Raw genomic sequence first — 24,416 nt, 5'->3', positions numbered from 1 at the left:
GGGTGATAATGCGCCGGCCAGCGTGAATGCGACGAGAAACTGCCTGTGCCGAAGCCCGTCACTTCACGCGGTTGCGGTGACGGCCGGGCCCCATGTGTCGCGTAATCGATCACCGCGCAGATGCGCCGGATGTCACCACCGACATGCTCGAACCACACCTCCCGGCGCTGTGGCGATTGTCATCTACCGAGCTGCGCGGCACCGCTCCGGTGGCGTGCTCTACGTCGCCCGCCCGCATGGGTTGACGACGTCTGCGGCGTACGCTGAGTTATCGAGGAGAAAGCTACGGACGGGTGAATCAGACGGCCGAATAAATGCCGAAAGGACCGCCATGGAAATTCTCGGATATGCCATCGGTCCGATTGCATGCCGGGCCGCATTCACCTCGGATTTCGCCGTTCCGGTCGATTTATCCATACAGCAGTTGGTCACCTACTCCGAAAGCGACCGACCGAGCATGGATATTCGGGCCGGCATGCGGCACAAGTACGTACCACTGCGCTTCGACCCCGCCACTGGCGCGCACCTCGTCGGCGGTCGCTACTTGTTCGACCGGTGGGAAGACGTGATGGACTACATTAGATTCACCAGCAGCGAGCTGGAACTCGAACCGGGCGTGAAATTTTGGGACCGCCCATTCTTTTTCGGCGTGGACAAGCGCGCGTGGCGCGTAATCGGGGCACACGACTTCACGCCGATGGGGCAAAGCCCATTACGTCAACCGCCTCGAACGCTTTACCAGCATCGGATCCGACGTCGAGGCGCGGCTGGCCGACATCTGGCCGGCAATACGCCAAACTGCCGAAACTCGAGGGCTGGCCGGCGTTTGGTTGTTGTTCCAGCCCGACGAGCGACAAATCGGGATAGTCACCGCGGCCGGCCGGATCGTTGGCAGCGACGACGCGCACACGGCATCGCAATCACTTGCCGCGCTCGAGCACAGCGAGTCCCTCGCTCGGCATTTGCCGCAGGAATTGGCTTCTCACAAGGTCTTCGACCGCACCAGCCTCACCCTGTCCCTGTGGCTACCATGGTCCCGCGACGCCGGCGGCGCCCCCTCGGCCTTCCCGACATTCCCCGTGCACCCGCTTCCGGATGGTTGGTCCGCCGACGGAGGTTGATCCGTGCTCTGCACGAGCTCGTGCGCTTGGGCAGGTTGCACGACGGCGGTAGGCGATATGTCGTGCCGCCCCGGCGGAACAGCCGACGACGGCGGTCTGAGTGCGGAGCCCGTTCGTAAGGACAGCACAGTCCGGTATCCGCAGGTCGCGCGATACCGGACTGTGCCATACTGCCGCAGCCAGGTCAGGGTAAGGGGCCGCCTGCGGCGATCGCGGAGAGGGTCGCGAACTCCTCGCCTTTCAGCGATGCACCACCGACCAAAGCACCGTCGATGTCGGTCTGATTTACCAGTTCTCCGACGTTCTTCGCAGTCACCGAGCCGCCATAGAGGACCCGAACCTCCGCAGCGATCTCCGGCGAGGCCAGTTGCGCCAACTCCGCGCGAATGGCGCCGCAGACCTCCTGCGCGTCGGCGGGAGTCGCGACCTTGCCGGTGCCGATCGCCCACACCGGTTCATAGGCGATGACGATCTTCGCGATGTCGTCCACAGACAGGCTCTTCAGCGAGCCGCGCAACCGCTCCAAGTTGTACTCGACGTGCGTCCGCGCCTCGCGGACGTTCAGGCCCTCACCGATGCACACGATCGGGATGATCCCGTGCTTCAGCGCCTGCTTGGCCTTGGCCGAGACGGTGGCGTCGTCCTCGTTGTGGTACTGACGCCGCTCGGAGTGCCCGACCACGGCGAAGGCGCACCCCAGTTTGGCGAGCATGCCTGCGCTGATCTCACCGGTGTAGGCGCCCGATTCGTGCACCGAGACATCCTGCGCACCGTAGGTGAGCAGAAGCTTGTCTCCCTCGACCAGCGTCTGCACACTACGCAGAGCGGTGAACGGCGGGATTACGGCGACGTCGACCTTGTCGAAGTATTTCTCCGGCAGCGCGAACGCGATCTTCTGCACCAGAGCGATGGCCTCGAGGTGATTGAGGTTCATTTTCCAGTTGCCCGCGATGAGCGGTTTACGTGCCATGCTCAGTCCTCCAACACCGCGATGCCGGGGAGTTGCTTGCCCTCCAGATACTCGAGCGAGGCGCCACCACCGGTGGAGATGTGCGCGAAACCGTCGTCCGGGAGCCCAAGCGCACGCACGGCCGCGGCCGAGTCACCGCCGCCGACGACACTGAACGCGCCCTTGCCGGTGGCGGTCACGATCGCCTCGGCGATCCCGCGGGTGCCCGCGGAGAACTTCTCGAACTCGAAAACACCCATCGGACCATTCCAGAAGATGGTCTTCGCCTCGGTCAGGAGTACCGCGAAACGGTCTACGGACTGCGGGCCGATATCCAGGCCCATCCAGCCGTCCTCGATCTCGTGTGCGGACACCACCTTCGACTCGGCGTCCGCGGCGAACTTGTCGCCGACCACGATGTCGCGCGGCAGGTGGATGACGTCGGCATACTGCTCGAGCAGGTTCTTGCAGGTGTCCACCATCTCCTCCTGCAGCAACGACGTACCTACCGAAAGGCCCTGTGCGGCAAGGAAGGTGAAGCACATGCCGCCGCCGATCACCAGGGTGTCGACCTTCGGAGCAAGCGCCTCGATGACGGCGAGTTTGTCGGAGACCTTGGAGCCGCCGAGTACCACCGCATACGGCCGATCCGGGTCTTCGCTCAGGGTGGCCAGCACCTCGATCTCGGCGGCGACCAGCGTGCCCGCGTAGTGCGGCAGCAGGTTCGCCACGTCGTACACCGACGCCTGCTTGCGGTGCACGACGCCGAAGCCGTCGGAGACGAACGCGCCGTCGTCGCCGACCAGCTCCACCAGCGCCGCGGCGAGCTTGCCGCGTTCGGTGTCGTCCTTGCTGGTCTCACGCGGGTCGAAGCGGATGTTCTCCAACAGCAGCACGTCACCGTCGGTGAGGCCCTCGGACCGCGCGAGTGCGTCCTGACCGACCACGTCACCGGCCAGCTGGACATTGCGACCCAGCTCCTCGGCGAGCCTGGCGGCTACCGGCGCCAACGAGAGTTTCGGGTCCGGCTCCCCCTTGGGCCGGCCGAGATGGGCGGTCACCACGACCTTGGCGCCCGCCTCGACCAGTGCCTTGATGGTCGGTACCGAGGCGACGATCCGGCCGGGATCGGTGATCTGTCCATTGTCGTCGAGGGGGACGTTCAGGTCGGAGCGCACGAGCACGCCCCGACCTTCGACACCCTCGCCGAGCAGATCCGCGAGTGTCTTGATGGTCATGCGCGTCAGAGCGACTTGCCGACGAGGCCGATGAGGTCGGCGAGACGGTTGGAGTAGCCCCACTCGTTGTCGTACCACGAGACGACCTTCACCTGGTCGTCGATGACCTTGGTCAGCGGCGCGTCATAGATCGACGAGTGCGGGTCGGTGACGATATCGCTCGACACGATCGGGTCGACGTTGTACTTCAAGATGCCCTGCAGCGGACCCTCGGCGGCGGCCTTGAACGCGGCGTTGATGTCCTCGAGCGAGGCGGACTTGGCCAGGTTCGCGGTCAGATCGGTGACCGAGCCGGTCGGGACCGGCACACGCAACGCGTAGCCGTCCAGCTTGCCGTTGAGTTCCGGCAGCACCAAGCCGATGGCCTTGGCCGCCCCGGTGCCGGTCGGCACGATGTTCAGCGCGGCCGCGCGGGCACGACGAAGATCACTGTGCGGGCCATCCTGCAGGTTCTGGTCCTGGGTGTAGGCGTGAATGGTGGTCATCAGGCCCTTGACGATGCCGAACTCGTCATTGAGCACCTTGGCCAGCGGACCGAGGCAGTTGGTGGTGCACGAGGCGTTCGAGATGATGTTCTGGCTGCCGTCATACTTGTTGTCGTTGACGCCCATCACGATGGTGATGTCCTCGCCCTTGGCGGGCGCGGAGATGATGACCTTCTTGGCGCCCGCCGCGATGTGCCCCTTGGCCTTCGTCGCGTCGGTGAAGATGCCGGTGGACTCGACGACCACATCGACGCCCAGGTCACCCCAGGGCAGTGCCCCGGGGCCCTCCTTGATGGCCAGCGCCTTGATCCGCTGCTCGCCGACCACGATGGTGTCGTCGCCGTCCAGCGAGACGTCCTTCGGCAGGCGGCCCAGGATCGAGTCGTACTTGAGCAAGGTCGCGAGCGTCGCGTTGTCGGTGAGGTCGTTGACCGCGACGATCTCGATGTCGGTGGTGCCGAGCGCCTTCTGCGCCTCCACCGCCCGGAAGAAGTTGCGTCCGATACGACCGAAGCCGTTGATGCCTACCCGGACAGTCACGTTATCGCTCCTCAGCTTTCAAGCGGGGTCATTCCGATGCCGTACCCACCCTAGTGCCCTGCCGTCACCTCACCGACACGCACCTGGCATTCAGACGAACGGGATGCCAGGTCGCAGCCGTGCGCCGCTTCCGACGGACCGCCGCCCCGACAGTTGCCCGCGCCGCAGCCGGCTCAGGCTTCGTCGAGCAGGTCGGCCGTGACGGCCGATTCGGTGTCGGGCACGCCGAGTTCCTTGGCTCGCCGGTCGGCCATCGACAGCAGACGCCGAATGCGTCCCGCCACAGCGTCTTTCGTCATCGGCGGGTCGGCGAGCTGCCCGAGCTCCTCCAGCGACGCCTGCCGGTGCTGCACCCGGAGTTTTCCCGCCGCGGCGAGATGGTCGGGAACGTCCTCGCTGAGGATCTCGAGCGCACGTTCCACTCGGGCCGCGGCGGCCACCGCGGCCCGCGCCGAGCGGCGGAGATTTGCGTCGTCGAAGTTCGCCAGCCGGTTCGCCGTCGCGCGAACTTCGCGGCGCAGCCTGCGCTCCTCCCAGACCATCCTGGTGCCATGTGCCCCCATCCTGGTCAGCAGCGCACCGATGGCCTCACCGTCGCGCACCACGACGCGGTCGGTGCCGCGCACCTCGCGGGCCTTGGCGGTGATCCCGAGCCGTCGCGCCGCACCGACCAGCGCCAGGGCCGCTTCCGGCCCGGGGCAGCTGACTTCCAGCGCCGAGGAACGCCCCGGTTCGGTGAGTGAGCCGTGCGCGAGAAACGCTCCGCGCCAGGCGGCTTCGGCATCGGCTATGCTGCCGCCGACCACCTGCGCGGGCAGCCCGCGCACCGGACGACCGCGCACGTCGAGCAGACCGGTCTGCCTGGCCAGCGCCTCGCCCTCCTTCGACACGCGCACCACATATCGGGAGGTTTTGCGCAGCCCCCCCGCGCCGAGCACGTGCACATCGGAGCCGTAGCCGTATAGCTCGAAAATCTCCCGGCGCAGCCGGCGCGCGATGGAGCCCATATCCACCTCGGCTTCGACGATCACCCGGCCGCTGACGATGTGCAGGCCGCCCGCAAAACGCAGCAGGGCGGACAGTTCCGCCTTGCGGGAACTCACCTGCGACACCGTGAGCCTGCTCAGCTCGTCTTTCACATCGGCTGTCATCGCCACGAGACGCGCTCCTTTCCACCCAACCCGGAACGCACATCCTGCCCCATGTGCCGTCCCTCGACTCGTAGACCCGCCATTTGCGGCCGGGGTTGCCGGATAACTTGATCCAGTGCGGCAGCAAGCTTTCCGGCATGATGCCGGTCCGTTCCCGCTTCGGCGACAGCGGAGAAAGTGACCCGTGCCCGCAACTGTTCGGCTGCCCTGGCCACGTGTTCTCGCTCGCGCCCCTCCGGCACGGACCCGGAATCGACGAGGACCTCGTCGACCACGAACTCCGGTGCGTGCTGGGACAATACATGCAGATGCCGCTCCGCGGAGAAACCCGCCGTCTCCCCGGGCTCGGCGGCGAGGTTGAGCACGAGGACCTTACGCGCCCTGGTGTATACCAGGGCGTCGCGCAACTCGGGCACGAGCACATGCGGAATCACGCTGGTGAACCAGGAGCCGGGGCCAAGCACGACGACGTCGGCGTGCTCGATCGCCGAGGTGGCCGCCGAACTGGCAGGCGGATCGGAGGGGATCAACCGCACCCGCCGCACTTTGCCCGGCGTTGTGGCAATAGCAACTTGGCCGCGAATACACCGGCTCACCCGCGGATCTACTTCCAGCCCAGAAACATCCGCCTCGATATCGAGCGCGATCGGCGACATCGGGAGCACCCTTCCGGTGATCCGCAACATCTTGGCGACTTCGTCGAGTGCGGCCACCGGATCGCCGAGCACCTCGGTGAGCCCGGCCAGGATGAGGTTGCCGACCGAGTGCCCCGCCAGCGCACCGGTACCGCCGAAACGGTGCTGAACGGTTTGCGTCCACACCCCGTCGGCGTCCGCGGAGAGGGCGGCCAGTGCCATGCGAAGATCTCCCGGCGGCAGCACCCCCAATTCGGCGCGTAGTCGCCCAGAGGAGCCACCGTCGTCGGCGACGGTCACCACCGCGCAGATCTTCCTGGTCAGCCGGCGTAGCGCCGTCAGCGTCGAGTAGAGACCGTGCCCGCCGCCCAGCGCGACGATGCTGGGATCGGCTTCCCAACCCGTCATTCGCGCCCCAGATCCCGGTGCACAACCCGCACCACGTCGACGGACCCCGCCGAGTCACCGGCGACCTCGCCCATCAGCTCTCCCAGTGCCTCGGCTATCGCGACGCTTCGATGCTTGCCTCCGGTGCAGCCCACTGCCACCGTCATGTATCGCTTCCCCTCTTGGCGGTAACCGTTCGTCGTCAGATCGACCAGGTGGTGGCAGGTACCCAGATAATCGGCCGCGCCGGGGCGCGACAACACGTACTCGCTGACCACCGCCTCCTGACCTGTATGTTCCCGTAATTCCGGTATCCAATGCGGATTAGGTAGAAAACGCACATCCAACACCATGTCGGCGTCGAGGGGAACCCCGTACTTGAAGCCGAAGGACTGCACGGTGAGTTGCAGCGCGCTGGGGGCGCCGCCGCCGTAGGCCTCCTCCAGCTTGCGGTGCAACTGGTGGATGGACAACTCGGTGGTGTCGATGACCAGATCCGCGGCGGTCTTCACCGCCGACAGGCGCACCCGTTCCGCGGCGATGCCCGCGGACAATGTCCCGTCCGCGCTCTCGCTTTGGAGCGGATGACGGCGCCGCGCGAACCCGAAGCGTCGGATCAGCACATCGTCGGAAGCCTCGAGGAAAAGAACCCTGGTGCGCACACCCAGCGCTCGCAACTGTTCGGTGACCACCGAGAGATCGCCGGTGAAGAATCGGCTGCGCACATCCATGACCAGGGCCAGCCGGCCGATCGGCGGTGTCGCGGAGGCGCCGAGTTCGACCATCCGGCCGAACAGTTCGGGCGGCAGATTGTCCGCGACATACCAGCCGAGGTCCTCGAGCACACGCGCGGCGGTGCCCCTGCCCGCACCCGACAGCCCGGTCACGATCACCACCTCGACCTGTGGGGGCACTCCGGCGTGGACCTCGGGCGAGCTCGCTCGCCCTCCGCTCGTCGGCGGACCGCCCGCACTACTGTTCGGTTCGATGCGTGTCATGTCCTACCGGATCCGTCTCTCGGTTGCCTTCCGATCATCCCGTACCGGTTTCGGTATCGGGCACAGACACAACGTACGCGAAACCGAAACTTCCGGTGCGCAGTCGAGCGACTATTCCGCATGCAGTGCGGCGAGGACCGCCTTCGCGGTCGCCAGCCCGATGCCGGGTACCTCGGTGATCTGTTCGACCGTGGCTCCCTTCAGCTTGGCCACCGACCCGAAATGGGTGACCAGCGCCGTTCGGCGTGCCGCGCCGAGGCCGGGCACCGAGTCCAGCGCCGACGCCGTCATCCGCCGTGAGCGTTTGCTGCGGTGGAAGGTAATGGCGAACCGATGCGCTTCGTCACGGACCCGTTGCAGCAGATACAGCGCCTCGCTATTGCGTGGCATGATGACCGGCTCGCTCTCCGCGGGCACCCATACCTCCTCGAGGCGCTTGGCCAACCCGATCACCGCGACATCGGTGATGCCGAGTTCGTCGAGTACCTCGGCGGCAGCCGCCACCTGCGGCGCGCCGCCATCGACCACATACAGGTTGGGCGGATAGGCGAACTTGCGCGGACGTCCGGTGCTGGGGTCGATGCCGGGCCGGGAGATGAGTTCCGGCGTGTCGTCGGTCGCGGACAGGTCGTGCTGCTCGATCAGATCGCGGTCGCGCCGCAACTTGAGGAACCGGCGGCGGGTCACCTCGGCGATGCTCCCGACGTCATCGGAACGGCCCTCGCCCGCGGCCTCCTTGATCGCATAGTGACGGTAGTCGGATTTCCGTGGCAGACCGTCCTCGAACACCACCAGCGAGGCGACCACGTCGGTGCCCTGCACGTGACTGATGTCCACACATTCGATGCGCAGCGGGGCACTGTCGAGCTCCAGTGCGTCTTGGATGTCCTGCAGCGCTTGTGATCGCGAGGTCAGGTCGCCCGCGCGCTTGAGCTTGTGCTGGGCCAGCGCCTCCCGCGCGTTGCGCTGCACGGTCTCGGCGAGAGCTTTTTTGTCGCCGCGCTGCGGCACGCGCAGTCGCACCGCCGAGCCGCGCAGATCCGACAGCCATTGCTGGACCTGCTCGACGTCGGCGGGCAACTCGGGAACGAGCACCTCGCGCGGCACCACGGTGGCGAGTTGCTCATCGGTATCGGGTTCGGCCACGGCGACCTGCTCGCCGTAGAACTGGGTGAGAAACTGTTCGACGAGCGCGGCCAGCTCACCGCCGCCTGCTTCCGGCGTGTCGACGGCGTCGCCCGACTTGTCGACCACCCAGCCACGCTGACCGCGCACCCGGCCATCGCGGACGTGGAAGATCTGCACCGCGACCTCCAGCTCGTCAGCGGCGAAGGCGATCACATCGGCGTCGGTGCCGGTGCCGAGGACCACGGCCTGCTTCTCCAGGGCGCGGCGCAGGGCCTGGACATCGTCGCGCAGTCGGGCGGCGGCCTCGAAATCCAGGTCCTCGGCGGCGTCGTGCATGCGGCGCTCCAACTCGCGGACCATGCGGTCGGTGCGGCCGGCGAGGAAGTCGCAGAAGTCGTCGACGATGTCGCGGTGCCCCGCGGCGCTCACCCGGCCGATGCACGGCGCCGAGCATTTGTCGATGTAACCCAGCAAACAAGGGCGGCCGATTTGGCTGTGCCGCTTGAAGACTCCGTTGGAGCAGGTACGGGCGGGAAAGACCCGAAGAAGCAGATCGAGGGTCTCACGGATCGCCCAGGCGTGCGCGTATGGGCCGAAGTAACGGACGCCTTTGCGACGCGCGCCACGGTAAACGAAAAGCCGAGGGAACTCCTCGTCCAGGGTGACCGCCAGCACCGGATACGATTTGTCGTCCCGATAACGGACGTTGAAGCGCGGGTCGAACTCTTTGATCCAGTTGTACTCCAACTGCAGTGCCTCCACCTCGGTGGAGACGACTGTCCACTCGACACTCGCCGCGGTGGTCACCATCTGCCGCGTGCGCGGATGCAGACCGGCGACGTCGGCGAAGTACGAGTTCAGCCTGCTGCGCAGGCTCTTGGCCTTGCCGACGTAGATGACCCGCCGATGGGCATCCCGGAACTTGTAGACTCCGGGTTCAACGGGAATCGTGCCCGGCGCGGGCCGGTACGTCGCTGGATCTGCCACGTGACAAGCCTATCCACCGGGTCCGACAGCCCCCGGACGGCCGGCGGCAACCGTCAGCGCTCCCGGACGACGCCGAACCAGACCTTGACTTCCGGACGACGCAGCAACTGAACAATGGCCGCCGTCGTGCCGAGCGAGTAACAGGCGACGACGACGGCGACCGCCGGCGGGATGGGGGCGTGGCCGCCGATCGCGTACCACCCGACGATGGCCTGCGCGATCGCCAGAACCAGCGTGAGAGTGCGCACACCGCGAGCGCCTTCGGCGAATCCGAAGACGAGCAGACCGAGTGCCCAGGCGACGCAGAACTGGGCCGACGCCGCGACGGCGGCTTTACCACCACACGTCACGCCCATGATCACCGGGTAGGCGAGCGCGAATCCCGTCAGACCCCAAATAGCCTCTCGCACATCCCGAATCGCCGCCGGAATCCCCGACTCCACGGTAACGGGCGGATCCTCACCCGAATACGCCACACCCACAGACGTACCTCCGTTCGACCGAAGGGAATCGACACATCGGCGAACACGCCGAGCCGCACGCTAACACGACACCGGCTCGGACAACCGGGAGTTCGCGCGACGGGCCGATCGCACCGATCGAACCGCTGAGAAGGCGATCACGCCAGGCGGCCGTGCCGCCGCAGGGCGGCCAAGAGAGCATCCGGGCGTTCCGTGGTGGGGAGCGGGTCGACTAGAGCGAATCGGCAGCCGAGTGCCGTCGCGGCGCCGTCGGCCTCGGCACTGTCACCCACCATCAGCGTCGCGTCGGCGGGCACGCCGAGTTCGGCCAGGGCGGCCCGGAAGATCGCTGGGTCCGGCTTCATCACGCCGACCTCGTAGGACAACGTGAATGCCCGAATCGACCTGTCCCAGCCACGCGCGGCGAACGAGGGACGGATGTCGAACGGGATATTGCTCACGACCGCCACCGGAATATCCTGTGTCGCAAGAAGTTTCAGTACCTCAGCGGTGTCGGGATAGGGCGTCCACTCCATCGGGTCGAGCAGCCGGGCGTACAGCCGCTCGGCGTCTCCGGCGCGCGGAACACCGGATTTGCGCAGCACCTCGAGTATCGCGGCGCGGTGTAGTACTGGGTCGAGGTCACGGTTGTCCCACGCGTGTTGCTGCTCGGCATCGAACTGCACGCTCTGCACGGCCGGCGACGTCATCCGCCGCAGGATCTCCGCCTTCTCGTGCACGTCGAACGTCTGTCCGTCCGGCCCCGTCAGATCCGCGTACCAGGATTCGTCGTCCTCCAGCCGAAACAGTGTCCCGGAGAAGTCGAACAAGACCGCGTCGATCGTCACTGCGCAAGCCTACCGAGGGGCCGCTGCACCCCGCCCTACCATGGCGAGATGGAGCGCGCCCAGCTCCGACAACCCCTGCGGTCAGGGTGTTTTCGCAGGTGGCCGTAGTAAGTCGCGCGGCTGTCGGTAGGGCGATAGAGTCCCGGCATGAGTCGCAAGCGAGGAACCTTGGTCGGCGCTGTCGCGGCGTTGGCGCTCACCATGGGGATGGCCACGGCCTGTTCGTCCGATGAGCACGAGACGAGCGGAATCTGCGCGCCGGTACCGAACGGCGCACCGATAGCGGCGGCCTCGCCAGGGCCGGCGGGCGGCACCCGGGATCTGAGCACGAATCCGGAGATCGCGACCGGGTATCGCGCCGGCATGACGCCGGTGCGCACGCACACTTTCGCGGTCTCCACGGCGAATCCGGTGTCGACGAAGGCAGCCTGCGAGGTGCTCCGCGATGGCGGCACCGCCGCGGATGCCCTGGTCGCGGCACAAACTGTGCTCGGACTTGTCGAACCGCAGGCATCCGGCATCGGCGGCGGCGCATTCCTGCTCTACTACGACGCGAACACGAAATCCGTCGAAGCCTACGATGGCCGCGAGGTCGCGCCGGCGGCGGCGACCGAGAACTATCTGCGCTGGGTCGGCGACACAGACCGGATCGAGCCGAAACCGAACGCACGTGCCAGCGGCCGTTCCATCGGAGTGCCCGGTGCCCTGCGCATGCTGGAGCTGTCGCACCACGACCACGGCAAAACCGCATGGCGTGACCTGTTCGACCCGGCGATCGGGTTGGCCGATCGCGGCTTCCCGATCAGTCCCCGCCTGGCGGGTCAGATCGCGGAGTCGGCGAAGGAACTCTCCGGCGACGAGGACGCCAAGGCGTACTTCCTCAACCCGGACGGAAGCCCGAAGGCCGCCCACACCTTGCTCACCAATCCGGCCATGGCGAAAACGCTCGGCGCCGTCGCTGCCGACGGCGCACAGGCCTTCTACACCGGCGCGATCGCCCGCGACATCGTCGACGCGGCGGGTCGCTCCTCCGGCGGACGCACCCCGGGCCTGATCACCACCAAGGACCTGGCGGGCTACCAGGCCAAAAAACGCACCGCGTTGTGCACCAGTTACCGCGAGCGCGAGATCTGCGGCATGCCCACCCCGTCCTCCGGTGGCATCACCGTCGCCGCCACCCTCGGCATCCTGGAGAACTTCGACCTGGCGACGTTGCGGCCGGACGCTATCGATCGCGACGGTGGAAAGCCGAACGCCCAGGCAGTGCACCTCATCTCGGAGGCCGAACGACTCGCCTACGCCGACCGCAACAAGTATGTGGCCGACCCGGATTTCATTCCACTGCCGGGGAATTCGGCGCAGACCCTGTTGAACAAGGACTACCTGCGGCAGCGCGCCGGGTTGATCAACCCGAACCGGAGCATGGGCACCGCGCAGCCCGGCGACTTCGGCCCGGTCCCGCTCGGCGTCGGCCCACAGCCTCCCGAGCACGGCACCAGCCACATCTCGGTGGTCGACAAATATGGCAACGCCGCGTCCATGACCACCACGGTCGAGTCGGCATTCGGTTCGTTCCACCTGGTCGACGGCTTCATATTGAACAATCAACTCACCGACTTCAATGCCGACCCGCTCGGCACCGATGGCGTGCCGATGGCCAACCGCGTCCAACCAGGCAAACGGCCACGCAGCTCGATGAGTCCCACCCTGGTGTTCGACAAGGCCCCCGACGGCTCTCGTGGCGAACTCACCCATGTCGCAGGCTCCCCTGGCGGTGCGGTGATCATCCAGTTCGTGGTGAAGTCCCTGGTCAACATGTTCGATTGGGGCCTCGACCCGCAGCAGGCGGTCTCGGCGGTCGCATTCGGAGCGGGCAACAGTCCGTCCACCGGCATCGGCGGCGAGCATCCCGCGATCGACGCCACCGACAACGGCGACCATGATCCGCTCGTACTCCGACTCCGCGAGCTGGGCCATCAGGTCTCGGTCGCACCGCAGTCCAGCGGCCTCAGCGCCCTCAAACGCGACAACGCAGGAGGCTGGATCGGCGGCGCCGACCCCCGGCGCGAGGGTGTGGTCCTCGGCGACACTCACTGACCAGCCGCGCGGTCTACGAGCAGGCCGGCCGGCCGCCGAACCGAAGGACCCGGAGAACAGCACGGTTATCGGGAGTCCGGTCGGGAGATGCGGCCGCCAGTAGCGCGGCGGGGTCGGTCGGGGCGTTCGTCTCGCTAGTCGGGTGCGACGTGAAATTCAGGTGCTATCGAGAGGAAGCGGTGTTACCGTCACGCGGTTCATTCGCTCGACCGAGGAGGACATCATGTACCACGACGAGTTCCATACTTCCTTTTGAACGAACCAGCAAGCGCCGTAAGGGGTTCCCTCTAGCGAGTCGAGGGTCGAACGCGGTGCCCGCCTAGTCGGCAACGACACCGAGCTCATCGAAGAACTCGGAGGCAAGGACCCCTGCCCTTGCGGCTCCGGCCGCCGGTTTCCGCCGCTGCTGCCGTGCTACCGGACGTCTCGACGACACGATGGGCCACTACTACGTTCGTGACTGACTGTGCGGACATTTGATCGCCCTGCGAACGGAGTCCCGGTCCCGGATTTCGCTGCCATCGGTGATCAACCCGGGATCGGGATCGCGGTGTCGACCGATGCCTGCCGGTTCTCCCAGTGGCGAACGCTCGCCCAGGTGTTCCTCGAGCGGAAGGCGCGCTCGAGGACCTACGACCGGGCACAGCGCCACACGCGCGACCGAATCTACCCGGCGAGCAACCGCCGTGCTCGCCGGTGAAAGCTGCCACGAAAACCAGCACACTCAGCACGCCGCACCCGCCGGACAGCCCCTTCGATCGAAGTATCGATAGCGCTACGCGCCCATCACTGGCGTCCTGAGTACTTCCCGCCGAGTTCACGCAGTCGGGCCATCGCCCGCGCGGCGTGTTCCTTGTCGTTGGATCGAATCGCCAACATCGGGACGTAGTCGTCGTCGACCAATTCCAGTCGCGCCCAAGATTTGCCGTCCGGGAACGACACGCCCCGGATGTAGTCCCAGGCAAAAGCGTTGTCGCCCAGAATGTTCCGCACGCAGACGCCATCGGCCCCCACCCGTACCCTCGGCCTGGTCAGCAGCAACACCGCCCCAGCGCCGAGCAGACCGATCCCGATCATCGCGATCTGGTCGGCGACACGAAAGTTCACGCCCGTCGACCCACTACGCAGCCAGATACCGGCCGCGGCGAACCCGGCTACGATCAAAACCGCCACCGCCCAGGCCGTTCGTACCGCACGGCGAGGACGCACCTCGAACTCCCATTCCGGCGAATCGCTCCCGGGCTTCGGCGACTCGGTGTACCTGCGAAAGATGCGGACGACCGGCATCGGCTATACGGGCTGCCGCAGGGCTCGCAACGTCAGCGCGGCATCCAACGCCGCGGCCGCCGCCTGCTCTCCCTTGTTCTCATGGGAATCGGGCAGCCCGGCCCGATCCAACGCCTGCCGCTCGTTGTTCGTGGTGAGCACCCCGTTCGCCACAGGCGTGCCCTCGTCCAGCGAGACCCGGGTCAACCCCGCGGTCACGGCATCACACACATACTCGAAGTGCGGTGTGTCACCGCGGACCACCACACCGAGCGCCACCACCGCATCATGCGATTTCGCGAGTTCCTGAGCCACCACCGGCAGCTCCATCGCACCCGCGCACCGAACCACTGTGATCCGGTGCACACCGGCGTCCTTCGCAACCCGCTCCGCGTTCGCGAGCAGTGTGTCGCAAATCTGTGTGTGCCAGCGCGACGCGACGATGCCCAGGGAGAGGTTCTTGGCATCCTCCAGCGCAAATATCGGTACGCCGGTACCGCTCATCGATTGTCCGCCTTCCGGATCTACTCGTGGTTCAGTGCGCCGTCTCGCCGAGATCGAGCTCGTCGAGTCCGATCAAGTCATGGCCCATCCGATCACGCTTGGTACGCAAGTAGCGGAGATTCTCCGCGTTGGCGCGCAGTGGCATCGGCACCCGCGCGGTGATCCGCAGTCCATAGCCGTCCAAGCCGACTCGCTTGGCCGGGTTGTTGGTGAGCAGACGCATCGAGCGGATACCGAGATCCACCAGGATCTGAGCGCCGGTGCCATAGTCGCGGGCATCCGCGGGCAAGCCCAGTTCCAGATTCGCGTCGACCGTGTCACGGCCGGAATCCTGCAGCTGATAAGCCTGCAGCTTGTGCATCAAGCCGATGCCGCGCCCTTCATGACCACGCATATACAGCACCACGCCACGCCCCTCGGCCGCGACCATCTCCAGCGCGGCATCCAGTTGCGGACCGCAGTCGCACCGCAGCGACCCGAACACATCACCGGTGAGGCACTCCGAATGCACGCGCACCAGCACATCCTCGCCGTCACCGATGTTGCCGCGCACCAGTGCGACGTGCTCGACCTCGTCGTAGATGCTCTGATAACCGACCGCCATGAACTCACCGTGCGCCGTGGGAATGCGCGCCTCCGCGACCCGCACCACATGCTTCTCATGCTTGCGCCGCCACGCGATCATGTCCGCGATCGAGATCAGCGCCAGCTCGTGCTCGTCGGCGAAGACACGCAGCTCCTCGGTGCGCGCCATGTGGCCCTCGTCCTTCTGGCTGACGATCTCGCAGATCACGCCCGCGGGCCGCAGCCCAGCCATCCTGGCAAGATCGACGGCCGCCTCGGTGTGGCCGGGCCGGCGCAGCACGCCGCCCTCCTTCGCGCGCAACGGCACCACATGACCTGGCCGGGTGAAATCGTCGGCCTTGGCATCTGCGTCGGCGAGCAGCCGCATGGTGGTCGCCCGATCGGCGCCCGAGATACCGGTCGTTACCCCCTCGCGCGCGTCCACCGAGACGGTGTACGCGGTGCCGTGCTTATCCTGATTCATCGCGTACATCGGCGGAAGGCCGAGGCGATCACAGTCGTCACCGGTCAGGGGCACACAGATATATCCGGAGGTGTAGCGGATCATGAACGCGACCAGCTCCGGGGTCGCCTTCTCCGCCGCGAAGATGAGGTCGCCCTCGTTCTCGCGATCCTCGTCGTCGACGACGACGACCGCCTTACCAGCGGCGATGTCAGCGACTGCGCGCTCGATGCTGTCGAACCTGGTCACGTCTGCTGTGCTCCATCTCGAAATAGGTGCCTCACCACAGTACTGTGTTGAATTTGCGGGGCCTGCGGCGCTGGGTCCGATTTGCGGCGCCTGCGGCGCTGGGCCTTCGCGAGACCCACCGGACGAGGACGGGAGGGCGAGTCGCACCCGGGCGGGTAAATAGTGACATGTGCGCCGGGCGGGGCCGGGAGGGCGGATGACCGGGCGGTTTGTGACCGAGGGTCGTTGGTGGGGCCGCACGGGGGGTGAGAGGCGCGCCGCGCCGATTCGGCGGTAACTCCGTTGTCCGCGGGAGTGGCGTGCGGGGTAACCCCTGTCGTGCGAAAAAAGCGCCGGGCGTTGTAAGGGTGGGTCTTCGTTGTGCATCAGCTGCGCTGTTGGAGACGTTCGACATATTTGGCGATCACGTCTACTTCCAGGTTGACCGTGGTGCCGATGGTGGCGAAGCCGAGGTTGGTCAGCGACAGCGTGGTCGGGATGAGCGAAACCTCGAACCAATCGCGGCCGCCTTCCTCGGGATCGTCGGCGGCGCCGAGGCCCGATACCGTGAGCGAGATGCCGTCTACTGTGATCGAACCCTTCTCCACGACGTAGCGAGCGATGTTCTCCGGCAACGAGATTCGCACGACGTCCCAGTTCTCCGAGGGAGTTCGCGAGAGCACGGTGCCGGTGCCGTCGACGTGACCCTGCACCAGGTGGCCGCCGAGCCTGCTGTTGAGTGCTGCGGCGCGCTCCAGGTTCACCTTCGAGCCGAGTTCCAACGCACCGATGCTCGACCGGTTCAGCGTCTCGGCCATCACGTCGACGGTGAACGAGTCGCCGCCGACCACCTCGACGACGGTCAGACACACCCCGTTCACCGCGATCGAATCACCGTGTCCGGCATCGGAGGTCACCAGCTTGCCTTTGATCGTCAGCCGTGCGGCATCCGCCAACTGCTCGCTCGCGACGATCTCGCCGAGCTCCTCGACGATGCCTGTGAACATGTGCCTCGACTCCTGTCGTCATCGACTTCCCGATTGCGCAACCGCGCGGGCCCCGGCCGCTATTCCCGTCCATGGTGCCCGCCCTCAGCGTAACGACGCGGGTCAGGGCCGACAGCGGCGGTTGTAGGACCGGAGCCGGTTCCGGCAAAGGAATCCGAACCAGACCATCGGACAGGCAACGCCGCACCTGAACAAGCATTCGGCACCGAAACGGGGAGAAATACGGCCAATTATCCCGAGATTGCCGAAGCAGGCGAGCGGATATTTTGTTCGGACACCTATTCGATACCACCGGCAGGAATTTATGTGCACGCCCATAACACCGCCAGCTGATACCCGACTCGAACACGCTTAAACCACGAACTCGCACACAGATGGAAAGGTAAGCGATATCGTTATGTCGACGATTCCCGCCGTTCAACTTCCCAGAGCAGTTCGATGTCCAGTGGTCCACCCTGGAGACGCAGTGTATGACCAAGAGTTCGACCAGGATGTTCACAACTCGAGGAAGCCGGAAAACCACAGTGGGTCAAATCAACTTCGCCAAACTCGGGAGCGCGGTGTGACCGCCCTGCTCGATTCGACGCTGGAATTCCGCTGCGGGCAGTACCGCAATGAATTCCATCTGCCGGCATCGATCGATGCCGCCTCACGTCACATTCTGCTGACTATCGGCACCGAATTCGGTGCCATCACGATGCCCGCCGATCTCGGCGACGGGGTACAGCAATGGCTCGCGGAGTCCGGGATCGATGGTCCGGTCGTGGCGCATCCGCGCGCCCTGCGGTGGACGTTCCTCACCGGCCCCGCCCACTCGGACACCCTCAACACCGCCGTTTCTGCCGAACTGTTTCGGCTGTACGCGACGGTCGCCTGCACCGGCAGCCAAGTGGTGCTGCCGTCGCCGCAGGATGAGCGGACCGGCTACCGCACCTGGATCCGGCCACCCGAGGTCGCCGCGCCGCAGCCGCCACTGAGTGCGGTGATCGCGGCGACACGGGAGGTCGGCACACGGAAAACCCGCACCGGGTAAGGCGTTTCAGAGCGCCCGCACCGAGGCGGCCTGCCTGCGCAATGCTTGCACGGTGGCGCCGGGATCGGCGGTGTTGTAGACCGCGGAGCCCGCAACGAAGCAGTCGATACCGGCCTCGGCGGCCGCCTCGATAGTGTCGGTGTTGATGCCGCCGTCGATCTCGACGATCAACCGTAGCTCGCCCGCATCGACGAGGTTCCGGACGATACGCGCCTTCTCCAGCACGTGCGGAATGAACGACTGCCCGCCGAAGCCCGGCTCCACGCTCATCACCAGCAGCGTGTCGAACTCGCGCAGGATCTCCAGATACGGCTCGATCATTGTGTTGGGTTTCACCGAGAGCCCCGCCTTGGCGCCTGCCGCACGGATGTCCCGGGCAACTGCGATCGGATCGTCGGTCGCTTCTGCGTGAAAAGTCACATTGTAGGCGCCCGCCTCGGCGTACGGCGGGGCCCAACGGGCCGGATCGTCGATCATCAGGTGGCAGTCCAGCGGGATGTCGGTCACCTTCAGCAGGCTTTCGACCACGGGAAGACCGATCGTGAGATTCGGCACGAAGTGCGCGTCCATCACATCGACATGCAGCCAGTCCGCCCCCGCGACCGCCCGCGTCTCGTCCGCGAGGTGCGCGAAGTCGGCGGACAGGATGGACGGGGCGATCATCGGAACGACCGGACGCGAGAAAGTCGGGGTGGACACAACGCGGCAGTCTAACGGTAGTCAGGGTTGCCCAGCGCGCGAGTGGGTAGCCTGCATAGGGTGATCAATATTTCGGCGGAACAGGGGCTCTACAGCACCCCAGTGGAAATTCGGGTAGCTGCATCGGTGACACAGCTGCCCATCGTGCGTGGGCTCGCCGAAACCCTCGTCCTACTCAGCGATTTCACGCTGGACGAGGTGGCCGACATCCGACTGGCTGTCGACGAGGTCTGCTCGACCCTGATCGCGGTCGCGGCGCCAGAGACAAGTCTGCACTGCCGGTTCACGGTCGGTGGCACCGAGCTACTCGTCCGAGTCGACGGGGTCGCGGAGAAGCCGGGACTGCCCGACCAGCGCAGCTTCGGCTGGCATGTGCTGCGGACGCTCACCGACTCGGTGGACGCCACACAGGATTCGTTCGATGCGACGATTTCCGGATATCCGACGACGGTCGAGTTCCGTCGGGTCCGGGGGAAGGCGTAGTGGCGGACGAGGAGACCGTGTTCGACTCCCAGCGGGACGATGCCGCCGACACGCTGACCACCGAGGACGGCGACGTCGACACACCGGCCACCGAGGAGGACACCGAGGAGAGCGAGACCCTCGAAGTCGCAGCCGCGGTCACCGGGTACGACGATGTCGGACTGCTGTTCGCCCAACTCGCGGCGAGCGAGCCGGGCACAGCGCAACACACCGCACTGCGTGCGGAACTGATCGGCCGCTGTATCCCGCTCGCCGACCACATCGCACGCAAGTTCAGCGGACGCGGCGAGCCATTCGACGACCTCACCCAAGTGGCCAGGGTCGGCCTGGTGCATGCGGTGGACCGCTTCGATGTCGAGCGCGGCTCGAACTTCCTGTCCTTCGCGGTCCCGACCATCATGGGCGAGGTCCGCCGATACTTCCGCGACAACACCTGGGCGATGCGCGTGCCGCGGCGAGTGAAGGAGACGCACCTCCGCATCGGCGCGGCGATCGACGCTCTCTCCCAAACTCTCGGCCGCTCGCCGACCGCGAAGGAGATCGCGGCGGAGCTGGACGTGGACCCGGACGAGGTAACTCAGGCCGTCATCGCGGGCAATGCCTATCAGCCCAGCTCGATCGACGCGGCGGCGCTCGGACGCGACACCGAGGCATCCCTGCTGGATACCCTCGGCGAGGAGGAGTCCCAGTTCGACCGGGTCGAGGAGTATGTCGCGATCCGCCCGCTGTTGGCCGGGTTGCCCGAGCGGGAACGGCGCATCCTCACCATGCGCTTCTTCGAATCGATGACGCAGACCCAGATCGCCCAGCAGATGGGGATCTCGCAGATGCACGTGTCACGCATCCTGGCCAAAACCCTTGCCCGCCTGCGCGAGCAGTCCAGCCGGGAGTGACGACGCTGAATGCTGCCCCCGGTCGCGCAGGATGCGTACCTTCGCCGCAGCGGTGAGCCACCAGGCGTCGTAGAGCAATTCGCGCAGCTGGGCGGGGCGACGCGGTCCCGGTCGACGAGGATATAGGCGTAGCCGTCGTAGTGCGGCGTGGTGTAGAGCGCGCGATCACCAGTAGCCAGCAACGCCTCTTTCTCGGCCGGCTCACAAGCAATGAGCAGCCCTCCCTCGGCGTCGGTGCGTAATCGGGCGAACCCCTTGCCGCCGACCTTCAACGCCGGGCTACGCCACCAGGTCGATTCCTCGACACACGGGAGTTCGGTCGCCAGCGCCACTACGTCCTGCCAGGTCATCGGCATACCCTGAGTGTGCGATGGGGCCGAACTCCCGCACTTGGACGAGGGGAATCCGCCGCGCTCAGCGCGGCTTGCGGAGCGCGGCCAAGAACATCGCGTCGGTTCCGTGCCGGTGCGGCCACAACTGCGCTCCGGGGCCGTCGCCGACATCGGTGACGCCAGGCAGCAGGTCGCGGGTGTCCATCTGCTCGGCACCCAGACGACGCGCGGCATCCGCGACGATCGATACCGTTTCGGCCAGATGCGGCGAACAGGTCGAGTACACGACAACCCCGCCCGGACGCAGCAGATCCCAGGCGGCGGTGAGTAGTTCGCGCTGCAGCACGACCAGATCGCGGACATCGGCCGGGGTGCGCCGCCAGCGCGCCTCCGGCCTGCGGCGCAGCGCGCCCAGACCCGTACAGGGAGCGTCCACCAGGATGCGATCGTAGCCGGGCGACAGCCCGCTGGCGCGACCGTCTGCGACGTGGACGTCGACCGGGAGATCGCGCACCGCCTTACGCACCAGTTCGGCCCGATGCTCGGCGGGCTCGACCGCGTCGACCCGGAAGCCGTCGATCGCGGCGATCGCTCCGAGTAACGCGGCCTTACCGCCCGGTCCCGCGCAGAGATCGAGCCAGCGGCCGTTGTCCTGGCCGTCCAGCACAGCCCGCGTCAGTGCGAGCGCGACCAACTGGCTGCCTTCATCCTGCACCGCCGCCATCTTCTCGCGCACCGGTTCGAGTTTGCCGGGATCGCCTCCATCGAGGTACACCGCGTACGGCGACCACCGACCTTCCGCACCGCCGGTCACCAGCGCGAGTTCCTCCGCGGTGATGTCACCGGGCCTGGCCACCAAATGCACGAGCGGGCGCGCGTCGTCGGCGGCGAGCACCTCACGTAGTTCCCCCGCCCGCGCGCCGAGCGCGTCGGCGAACGCCTGCGCGATCCACGCCGGATGCGCGTATTCGAAGGCCGAGCGGCCCACCGGGTCGTCGGGTGCGAGCGCGTCGATCCATTGCTCGGTGGTCCGCTCGGCCGCTCGACGCAGTACGGCGTTCACGAAACCGGCCTTGCCCGTGCCGAATTCGGCACGGGCCAACGCGACCGAGGTATCGACCGCGGCGTGTGCGCCGATCCTGGTGCGCAGCAGCTGGTAGACGCCGAGTCGTAGCACGTCCAGCAGCGGTCCGTCGATCTCCTCGATCGGCCGGCCCGCGCCCGCCGCGATCACGGCGTCGAGCAACCCGAGCGACCGGCACGCGCCGTAGGCGAGTTCGGTCGCCAAGGCCGCGTCCCGGCCGGATAACCCGCGTTCCCGCAGCAGTGTGGGCAGAACGAGATTGGCGTAGGCATCCCGCTCGCGCACCGCGCGCAGCACGTCCCTGGCGACCGACCGTGGTAGCTCGGCATGCTCGGCGCGCAACACCCGACCTGCGCCCCGGGTGCCTTGGCGCGCATCGTTTTTCGCGGCGGACCCAGGACGCGCCTTGCGCTGGTCCGCGGAGCGTTCCGCTCGACTCGCCGTCCCGCGCTGCCTCGTGGATTCGCGCCGTTCGTCATGGTGGCGCCCGCGTCCTTCGCCCTTGCCACCGCGGGAACGCTGATCGTCGGCACGGGCCTGCCCGGCACCGTTCGTCGCACCATTCCGATGTTGTGTCGCGCGGTTCGGACGACGGTCGCTCTCGGCCGAATTCCGCTGCTGCGCGCCGGTCGGCGGCGCGCCCTCGGTACGCGCCCGGCGGGTGCCACCGGACCGATTCGTCTGCGACGACGTCCGATCACCCGCGGCGTTACGCCCGTCGTCCCGCCGACCGCCGCGGGCGCTGTCCTCGTCGCGCCGATCGCCGCGCGGGTTCACTCGACCACCGCCCCGAGCCGCAAGCGCGCACCCCGAGCCCAGTCGAGTGCGGCCATCATGCGCTTACCCTGCGGCTGAACCTTATCCAGCCGCACGGCAGTGGTCGCGGTACCGACGAAGACGCCGCTCTTGCGGACCTCGATCGCCCGCTCCGGCAACACCTCCTCGACCAGCTCCACCGGACCGAGTTTCAACCGGGTGCCGTCGACCTCGGTCCAGGCGCCCGGTGCGGGGGTGACCGCGCGGATCCGCCTGCCGATGGCCAGCGCGGGCTGATCCCATCGGACGTGCCCGGCTTCGGCTACGACCTTCTGCGCGTACGAGACACCGTCGGTGGATTGCGGGACCGCTTGCAGCGTGCCGTCTTCCACACCGTCCAGCGTCGCCTCGAGCAGGCTGGCGCCGCTGTCGGCGAGCCGCTCCAGCAGCGAGCCAGCGGTGTCGATGACGGAAATCTTCTCGGTGACCATGCCGAACACCGGCCCGGTATCCAATCCGGCTTCGATCTGGAAGGTCGACGCACCGGTGATCTCGTCGCCCGCGTCGATCGCCGCCTGGACGGGCGCGGCCCCGCGCCACGCGGGCAGCAGCGAAAAGTGCAGATTGATCCAACCGAACCGTGGGATGTCGAGCACCGGCTGCGGCAGCAACGCGCCGTAGGCGACAACGGGACAGCAGTCCGGCGCCAATGCGGTCAACCGCGTGATGAATTCCGGTTCGGACGGACGTCGCGGCGTAAGCACCGGAATCCCGTGCTCATCGGCGAGCCTGCCGATCGGAGATCTGGTCACCTTGCGCCCCCGCCCAGCCACCGCGTCCGGCCGGGTGACCACGGCGACCACCTCGTGGCGCGACGACTCCAGAAAGCGGCGCAGCGACGGCACCGCCGGTTCCGGGGTTCCCGCGAAGACGATGCGCATCAGCGGCCCCGCCCGAAGGGACCGGGCTGACCCGTTCCGCTCATCGACCGCGCCGGGCGCACTGTCAATCCGGCGGCGAACCACTCGGATTCACGGATGCTCCGCATTGCTTCCTTGCGTTGGGCCGGGTCGAGTCGATCGATGAACAGCACCCCGTCGAGGTGATCGGTCTCGTGCTGCACGCACCGCGCGAGCAGCCCTTCGGCCTCGAACCCGATCGGCGTGCCGTCGAAGTCCACGCCGGACGCGCGCACCCGCAGCGCTCGCCGCGTGTCGTACCGCACGTCGGGTATCGACAGGCACCCCTCCGGCCCGACCTGTTCCTCGTCGCCGACGACCTCCCACTGTGGGTTCACCAAGTGTCCGGCCGCGTCGCCGGTGTCGTAGACGAACACGCGCAGCCCGACGCCGATCTGCGGCGCGGCCATCCCGACTCCGCCGTCGTCGTACATGGTCTCGGTCAAGTCGGTCACCAACTGCCGCAGGTCCCGGTCGAACGCGCTGACCTCCGTGGCGCGGGCACGCAGAATGGGATCGCCGAACAGGCGAACGGGCTGAATGGTCACGGCTGGCTCCCGGAAGCGGATGAACACGGTCGTCTCATTCTAGTGAGACGACCGAAAATCCCGGATTCACCGGCCGGAAACTGGTAAAACTCCAATGCGGTCCGGGCGGGGTGCCGAGCCCTCCGCCCGGCCGCCCGAAAACGACCTGGCCAGTGTCCTGCGAGCAGACTACCTCGCCGATCACGTCACTCCCTTGCCCTTCACGACTGGTTGCCGACGCTGCGGCGAAGACGCCAGACCACACGTCGGAGCTCGCTGTCTGCCGCACTGCTGCGAACGTCACTCCCCTGTCGCTCGAACGAGCGTCGAATCGACACCGACACCGTGCCGGCGTCGCACGGGAGACGAGCAGACCGCACGCCCGAGAATTCTTCTCGTTCGTCGGCGAAGGTTTACTTCGATGGGATACTTTCTGGCTTGGCCTACTCGGCCTGCGATCGAAGGAGCCCTGTCGATGTGCGACACGATGTTTCGTTGAATTCACGGCCGCCGCGCATAGTCGAACGGACCGCTCGGTGCGGCGATGGTGGTCGACTTTCGGCAGCTCGAGCAGACCGATGAGGTGCCAGCCT

At 66.8% G+C, this 24,416-nt stretch carries 23 protein-coding genes and 1 pseudogene; 5 read left to right on the top strand and 19 right to left on the bottom strand.

The annotated features are described in order from the left end of the window. Positions 1–689 precede the first annotated feature (689 nt). From AB0C34_RS05750 to AB0C34_RS05705, 10 genes are all read right to left on the bottom strand, one after another. Entirely contained in the window at positions 690–908 is a 219-nt protein-coding gene (locus tag AB0C34_RS05750; RefSeq protein ID WP_357067773.1) for a hypothetical protein, read from the bottom strand. A 397-nt stretch (positions 909–1,305) separates the two neighbouring features. After that, positions 1,306–2,091: a triose-phosphate isomerase gene (tpiA, locus tag AB0C34_RS05745; RefSeq protein WP_357067772.1), complete on the bottom strand. Its 786-nt coding sequence runs from the start codon at positions 2,089–2,091 to the stop codon at positions 1,306–1,308. Between the two features lie 2 nt (positions 2,092–2,093). Further along, positions 2,094–3,308, bottom strand: coding sequence for a phosphoglycerate kinase (locus AB0C34_RS05740; RefSeq protein ID WP_357067770.1), 1,215 nt, complete (start codon positions 3,306–3,308; stop codon positions 2,094–2,096). A gap of 5 nt (positions 3,309–3,313) precedes the next feature. After that, positions 3,314–4,333: a type I glyceraldehyde-3-phosphate dehydrogenase gene (gene gap, locus AB0C34_RS05735; RefSeq protein ID WP_357067768.1), complete on the bottom strand. Its 1,020-nt coding sequence runs from the start codon at positions 4,331–4,333 to the stop codon at positions 3,314–3,316. 173 nt (positions 4,334–4,506) lie between these two features. Next, positions 4,507–5,490, bottom strand: a complete 984-nt coding sequence (whiA, locus tag AB0C34_RS05730; protein WP_357067766.1) for a DNA-binding protein WhiA — start codon at positions 5,488–5,490, stop codon at positions 4,507–4,509. Beyond that, positions 5,481–6,527 (bottom strand): uridine diphosphate-N-acetylglucosamine-binding protein YvcK, encoded by a 1,047-nt coding sequence (gene yvcK, locus AB0C34_RS05725; RefSeq protein ID WP_357067764.1) that lies wholly within the window; start codon positions 6,525–6,527, stop codon positions 5,481–5,483. The genes whiA and yvcK overlap by 10 nt, the downstream gene beginning before the upstream one ends. Continuing rightward, entirely contained in the window at positions 6,524–7,504 is a 981-nt protein-coding gene (rapZ, locus tag AB0C34_RS05720; protein WP_357067762.1) for an RNase adapter RapZ, read from the bottom strand. Before rapZ ends, yvcK begins: the two co-directional genes overlap by 4 nt. 111 nt (positions 7,505–7,615) lie before the next feature. Next, entirely contained in the window at positions 7,616–9,619 is a 2,004-nt protein-coding gene (uvrC, locus tag AB0C34_RS05715) for an excinuclease ABC subunit UvrC (protein WP_357067760.1), read from the bottom strand. A 53-nt stretch (positions 9,620–9,672) separates the two neighbouring features. Next, complete coding sequence (locus AB0C34_RS05710; RefSeq protein ID WP_357067758.1) at positions 9,673–10,101, bottom strand: hypothetical protein; 429 nt, start codon at positions 10,099–10,101, stop codon at positions 9,673–9,675. 137 nt (positions 10,102–10,238) lie between these two features. Next, positions 10,239–10,928 carry an HAD family hydrolase gene (locus AB0C34_RS05705; protein WP_357067757.1) on the bottom strand — a complete coding sequence of 230 codons (690 nt, stop codon included), beginning with the start codon at positions 10,926–10,928 and terminating at the stop codon, positions 10,239–10,241. Positions 10,929–11,075: 147 nt separating this feature from the next. On the opposite strand from AB0C34_RS05705, the gene AB0C34_RS05700 reads away from it, so the two are divergent. Both AB0C34_RS05700 and AB0C34_RS05695 read left to right on the top strand, forming a co-directional pair. Beyond that, a complete protein-coding gene (locus tag AB0C34_RS05700) occupies positions 11,076–13,025 on the top strand; it encodes a gamma-glutamyltransferase family protein (RefSeq protein ID WP_357067755.1) in 1,950 nt (649 codons plus the stop codon). Between the two features lie 343 nt (positions 13,026–13,368). Next, entirely contained in the window at positions 13,369–13,485 is a 117-nt protein-coding gene (locus AB0C34_RS05695) for an SEC-C metal-binding domain-containing protein (protein ID WP_357068529.1), read from the top strand. A gap of 326 nt (positions 13,486–13,811) precedes the next feature. Here AB0C34_RS05695 and AB0C34_RS05690 read toward each other — a convergent pair whose 3' ends face one another. The 4 genes from AB0C34_RS05690 to AB0C34_RS05675 form a co-directional block, all read right to left on the bottom strand. Next, complete coding sequence (locus tag AB0C34_RS05690; RefSeq protein WP_357067753.1) at positions 13,812–14,312, bottom strand: PH domain-containing protein; 501 nt, start codon at positions 14,310–14,312, stop codon at positions 13,812–13,814. 3 nt (positions 14,313–14,315) lie between these two features. Further along, the gene (gene ribH, locus AB0C34_RS05685; RefSeq protein WP_357067752.1) at positions 14,316–14,795 is read right to left on the bottom strand and encodes a 6,7-dimethyl-8-ribityllumazine synthase; all 480 of its coding nucleotides are present in this window, start codon (positions 14,793–14,795) and stop codon (positions 14,316–14,318) included. 31 nt (positions 14,796–14,826) lie between these two features. Continuing rightward, entirely contained in the window at positions 14,827–16,071 is a 1,245-nt protein-coding gene (locus AB0C34_RS05680) for a bifunctional 3,4-dihydroxy-2-butanone-4-phosphate synthase/GTP cyclohydrolase II (protein WP_357067750.1), read from the bottom strand. Between the two features lie 365 nt (positions 16,072–16,436). Next, complete coding sequence (locus tag AB0C34_RS05675; RefSeq protein ID WP_357067748.1) at positions 16,437–17,057, bottom strand: riboflavin synthase; 621 nt, start codon at positions 17,055–17,057, stop codon at positions 16,437–16,439. Positions 17,058–17,619: 562 nt separating this feature from the next. Here AB0C34_RS05675 and AB0C34_RS05670 point away from each other — a divergent pair. Further along, entirely contained in the window at positions 17,620–18,090 is a 471-nt protein-coding gene (locus AB0C34_RS05670) for a hypothetical protein (RefSeq protein WP_357067746.1), read from the top strand. 6 nt (positions 18,091–18,096) lie between these two features. On the opposite strand, the gene rpe is transcribed toward AB0C34_RS05670, so the two are convergent. Then, entirely contained in the window at positions 18,097–18,753 is a 657-nt protein-coding gene (rpe, locus tag AB0C34_RS05665) for a ribulose-phosphate 3-epimerase (RefSeq protein ID WP_357068527.1), read from the bottom strand. Between the two features lie 96 nt (positions 18,754–18,849). Between rpe and AB0C34_RS05660 the strand changes: the two genes are divergently transcribed. Further along, positions 18,850–19,272 (top strand): anti-sigma factor, encoded by a 423-nt coding sequence (locus AB0C34_RS05660; RefSeq protein ID WP_357067744.1) that lies wholly within the window; start codon positions 18,850–18,852, stop codon positions 19,270–19,272. Beyond that, positions 19,272–20,165: an RNA polymerase sigma factor SigF gene (locus AB0C34_RS05655; RefSeq protein WP_357067742.1), complete on the top strand. Its 894-nt coding sequence runs from the start codon at positions 19,272–19,274 to the stop codon at positions 20,163–20,165. The genes AB0C34_RS05660 and AB0C34_RS05655 overlap by 1 nt, the downstream gene beginning before the upstream one ends. A gap of 18 nt (positions 20,166–20,183) precedes the next feature. Here AB0C34_RS05655 and AB0C34_RS05650 read toward each other — a convergent pair. The 4 genes and pseudogenes from AB0C34_RS05650 to def all read right to left on the bottom strand — a co-directional run. Then, positions 20,184–20,521, bottom strand: a pseudogene (locus AB0C34_RS05650) (MmcQ/YjbR family DNA-binding protein); the annotation flags it as partial. Positions 20,522–20,579: 58 nt separating this feature from the next. Then, a complete protein-coding gene (locus AB0C34_RS05645) occupies positions 20,580–22,358 on the bottom strand; it encodes a transcription antitermination factor NusB (protein ID WP_357067740.1) in 1,779 nt (592 codons plus the stop codon). Next, positions 22,355–23,278 carry a methionyl-tRNA formyltransferase gene (fmt, locus tag AB0C34_RS05640; protein ID WP_357067738.1) on the bottom strand — a complete coding sequence of 308 codons (924 nt, stop codon included), beginning with the start codon at positions 23,276–23,278 and terminating at the stop codon, positions 22,355–22,357. The genes AB0C34_RS05645 and fmt overlap by 4 nt, the downstream gene beginning before the upstream one ends. Beyond that, positions 23,278–23,844, bottom strand: a complete 567-nt coding sequence (gene def, locus AB0C34_RS05635) for a peptide deformylase (RefSeq protein WP_357067736.1) — start codon at positions 23,842–23,844, stop codon at positions 23,278–23,280. The genes fmt and def overlap by 1 nt, the downstream gene beginning before the upstream one ends. Between the last annotated feature and the right edge of the window lie 572 nt (positions 23,845–24,416).

This window comes from Nocardia sp. NPDC049220, from assembly GCF_040647855.1.
Lineage (GTDB): Bacteria > Actinomycetota > Actinomycetes > Mycobacteriales > Mycobacteriaceae > Nocardia.
This window is presented reverse-complemented; position numbering and strand designations above follow the sequence as displayed.

Coding starts and splice junctions, on each gene's coding strand:
- rpe (WP_357068527.1), bottom strand. CDS start 18,753: ATGATCGCCCCGTCCATCCTGTCCGCCGACTTCGCGCACCTCGCGGAC.
- tpiA (WP_357067772.1), bottom strand. CDS start 2,091: ATGGCACGTAAACCGCTCATCGCGGGCAACTGGAAAATGAACCTCAAT.
- fmt (WP_357067738.1), bottom strand. CDS start 23,278: ATGCGCATCGTCTTCGCGGGAACCCCGGAACCGGCGGTGCCGTCGCTG.
- AB0C34_RS05690 (WP_357067753.1), bottom strand. CDS start 14,312: ATGCCGGTCGTCCGCATCTTTCGCAGGTACACCGAGTCGCCGAAGCCC.
- AB0C34_RS05675 (WP_357067748.1), bottom strand. CDS start 17,057: ATGTTCACAGGCATCGTCGAGGAGCTCGGCGAGATCGTCGCGAGCGAG.
- yvcK (WP_357067764.1), bottom strand. CDS start 6,527: ATGACGGGTTGGGAAGCCGATCCCAGCATCGTCGCGCTGGGCGGCGGG.
- AB0C34_RS05700 (WP_357067755.1), top strand. CDS start 11,076: ATGAGTCGCAAGCGAGGAACCTTGGTCGGCGCTGTCGCGGCGTTGGCG.
- ribH (WP_357067752.1), bottom strand. CDS start 14,795: ATGAGCGGTACCGGCGTACCGATATTTGCGCTGGAGGATGCCAAGAAC.
- AB0C34_RS05740 (WP_357067770.1), bottom strand. CDS start 3,308: ATGACCATCAAGACACTCGCGGATCTGCTCGGCGAGGGTGTCGAAGGT.
- rapZ (WP_357067762.1), bottom strand. CDS start 7,504: ATGACACGCATCGAACCGAACAGTAGTGCGGGCGGTCCGCCGACGAGC.